4 protein-coding genes are annotated in these 3,443 nt (G+C 64.0%); 1 reads left to right on the plus strand and 3 read right to left on the minus strand.

Features of this window, described 5'->3' with window-relative positions; all coding sequences use genetic code 11:
- A partial coding sequence (locus P2P98_RS16330) for an AAA family ATPase (protein ID WP_275801301.1) occupies nucleotides 1–509 on the plus strand: 509 nt, incomplete at its 5' end.
- A gap of 109 nt (nucleotides 510–618) precedes the next feature.
- Here P2P98_RS16330 and P2P98_RS16335 read toward each other — a convergent pair.
- The 3 genes from P2P98_RS16335 to P2P98_RS16345 form a co-directional block, all read right to left on the minus strand.
- Entirely contained in the window at nucleotides 619–1,992 is a 1,374-nt protein-coding gene (locus P2P98_RS16335) for an FtsX-like permease family protein (RefSeq protein WP_275801303.1), read from the minus strand.
- Nucleotides 1,992–2,756 (minus strand): ABC transporter ATP-binding protein, encoded by a 765-nt coding sequence (locus P2P98_RS16340; RefSeq protein ID WP_275801305.1) that lies wholly within the window; start codon nucleotides 2,754–2,756, stop codon nucleotides 1,992–1,994. Before P2P98_RS16340 ends, P2P98_RS16335 begins: the two co-directional genes overlap by 1 nt.
- A 330-nt stretch (nucleotides 2,757–3,086) precedes the next feature.
- The coding region (locus tag P2P98_RS16345) for a response regulator transcription factor (RefSeq protein WP_275801306.1) at nucleotides 3,087–3,443 on the minus strand (357 nt) is incomplete at its 5' end.

Genomic DNA, 3,443 nt, shown 5'->3' on the forward strand with positions numbered 1-3,443 from the left:
TACTTCCTGTTCATCGTCTTCCATCCTTGCTTGAAGAACGGAACGAAAGTCAGGCCGATTCAACCACCAACGTCATGCGATGGACCGAGCTGATCATCATCGATGAGGCCGAACGCCTGACACCCACTGGCCTTGAGTTGATCCGTGACCACCACGACCGCACCCACATCGCAGTCGTCCTCATTGGTATGCCCGGTATCGACCAGCGCTTCCGCCACTACCCCCAGCTCTACAGCCGCCTCGGCTTCTCCCACCGCTACCGCGCCCTCGGCCGCGACGAACTCCTCTTTGTCCTCGACCGCCACTGGAAACGCCTCGGCAAAACTCTCGACGCTGATGACTTCACCGACGCACAAGCAATCGCCGCGATCGAACGCATCACACGCGGCAACTTCCGACTCCTCGAACGCCCCTTCCCCCAAATACAACGCGTCCTACGAATCAACCAGCTCGAAACCATCACCGACGATGTCATCGAAGCCGCCGCCAGTGTCCTCGTTACCGGATAAGACCCGCCACTGACGCGCGCAGAACACCGCCAGATTGGATGCAAATCCACACGTATCGAAACCCGCCAACGGCACAAGTGGTTTCGGTACAGAGTTTCGGGACGGTCGTTCAGTGAGCGGTAGCGGCGCGCGCGGGTCGGACGCGAGCAATTCCAGCGGCGGTGCTGGGGGCGGTGGCGAGGGCGGTCACGATGTAGCCGGCAACGGCAGCGCCTAGGAGCGCTTCGACGTGGAGGGTCGGAGCCGCAACCAGGCCAACGTGATTCAGCGCCGCCGTGAAGCTGACGGTGATGCCGAACACGACCGGGACTGAGACGAGAAGAGCTGTTCCGACATACATGAGCGGTTCGATGAGGCTCGCCAAGACGAGGTTCGCTGGGCTCGCTCCAACGGAGCGCAACTGGCGCTGCTCGCGCTGCGAGTAGCCGACCACGGAAAAGAGGACGGTCGCTGCACCAACGAGGGCGATGACCGCCCCGGGAGCGAAGAGTACAAGGCCCTGCTGGGCGTTGACGGCCGCTTGTTCTGCTTGACCGGTGGCTATCTCCCACGTGCGGGACAGGCTGAAGTACACACCCATGATCACAAGCACCATCGCCAGAGGCGCGACAGTCGACGAGGTAGCGGACAGGCGCTGCGTCGCTCTGATTCGCGCGAGCCACCACGCAGGCCACGCGCTCGGCGGAACGACCCGTGTCCACAGGCCGAGAAGCGGTCCGAGAACGAGCGGAGAGAGGATGCTGATTGCCGCGGCCGCTGCGAAAGCTGCGATCAGTCCCGTCGTGGAAGCGGGACCGGGATCGGGCTGGCCTGCTGTAGATGTCGCGATCCCTACCGTCGCCAGGGCGGCGACTACTCCCAATATCCAACGGCCGATCCTGCGTCCTGGCCGTCCCTGAGCGGCGCGAAGCACTTCCAGCGGAGGGATACGTGAAGCCCGACCCGCAGGAGCGAGTCCGCCGAGGATAGCGAGAGTCGAAACCACGGCGACGGCCAGGGCGATGGGCGCGATAGACACATCAGCGGCGATTGGAACGCTGATCGTCGTGACGTGGAGGAGAAAATCGAGAGATGGCTGCGCGAGGAGCGGAGACACGGCGGCTCCGACGGCAGATGAGACGACAGCGACGAGGAGAAGCCGGCACAGCACGATAAGGCGAACGTGTACCGGCGCGGCCCCAGCGAGACGCCAGGTTGCGATGAGTTTCCTGTCGAGTTCGACAGATGTACCGGCAACCGAGGACGTGACGAAGATCATCGGGACGCCAATGCCGAGGATCATCATGAACAACGCGACCTGAGCGACGACAGCGCCGGTCCCTTCGGGGGCATCGCGCAAAGCGAGTTGTCCCGCTGGCCCTGCGACAGAGAACACGACCGTGAGGGCGAGCGCGGCGAGGGCACCGGCGGTGAGAAACAACACCGCTGGGCCGACGCTGACGCGCGGGTTCCTCACGGTGGCACTGAGAATCAGGCGAAGCATCAGGCTGCTCGCGGGGCAGACATGGCGCGAAGCACGGCTGCGCCATCGGCTCCGCGCAGCTCGGCGGCGAGCACGCCGTCTCGCATGACCAGCACCCGGTCGGCGCGAGCCGCGAGGGAAGGGTCATGCGTGACGTAGACCAGCGCCGCTCCCGACGAGCTCAACGACTCAAGGTGCTCCACGACGGCATCCGCGTTCTCGCTATCGAGAGCACCGGTTGGCTCATCAGCGAAAACGAGCTGTGGGTGCGCGATCAACGCACGGGCGATGGCGAAGCGCTGCTGCTCGCCCCCCGACATAGTGCCCGGAAGGGCTCGCCCGCGATCGCCAACCCCCAACCGATCCAGGACGCTCCGTACGACGTCAGCGGCGACACGTCGTCGGCTCAGCCGCATCGGCAGAACGGCATTCTCAAACCCAGAAAGCGTCGACACCAGGTTGTACTGCTGAAACACAAAGCCCACTCGTTCCCGATACTCCCGCGCCAGATGAGCCCCGCTCATCGACGCGACATCGCGACCGAACAGCGCCACCGACCCAGAGGACACCGGATCGAGGCCAGCGAGGCAGTACAGCAAAGAGGATTTCCCGGAACCGGACGGACCTACGATCGCCACCCGCTCCCCGGCCCCGACGCGCAGCGTCACACCACGTAGAACGTCGCGCGTCTCTCCCCGACGCACCTGAAACCCCTTACGCACATCGCGAGCTTCAAGAACGGCAGGACCCTGCGCCTCTCCGTCGTTGAGTGGAATCAGAGCCATTGCACCCTCCCGAGTAGGCGCGTCGCGCCGGACCCGGCCAATCTACCGCTCCCGACCCACGGCCGTCCTGGCGGCGTCCTCTTTGTAGGTTTCCGGAATCGCTCGAAACTGATCGTTTCCGGGGCGGCTCAGCCGACGTCGACGCCGACCCTGTGAAACGCGGCGTTTTATGGCGCAGTATTCGCGGCGATAAATGTCGTTGGTGAGTCACTTCACAGCGAGGGCTCGCGCGTGAATCGCACTAGTTCGGGCTACGTTGTGGGCGCCCCTGGTGTCACCCCACTGCGCGGGAACTAGCATCCCGCTGTGCGGGGGATCCATCGGCCAGCCTCATCTCCACCGCGAGGCTCGCTGGACACGGAGAACTATCTCTACTCGGTCGCGGGCCTGGAGCTTGGAAAGGATGCGACTGACGTAGGTCTTGATGGTGGCCTCGGACAGCTGGAAGCGTTCAGCAAGTTCGCGGTTGGTGAGGCCCTCAGAGATTGCGTGGGCTACTTCGCGCTCTCTGGGTGTGAGGGTTTCGAGTGTGTCGACACTCTGCGTGAGGTTCTGGGTCTGCCTCCAGGCGTCACTTTCCAGCATTTTCCTGGTGATGCGGGGTGTGACCACGCACGTCCCCTGTACAGATTTGGGGAGGGCTTCTTCCCTCGCCGTTAGGAGATCGCGCAGGGTGGTCGGGGCGTG

This window comes from Microbacterium sp. Kw_RZR3 (genome assembly GCF_029222405.1).
Lineage (GTDB): Bacteria > Actinomycetota > Actinomycetes > Actinomycetales > Microbacteriaceae > Microbacterium.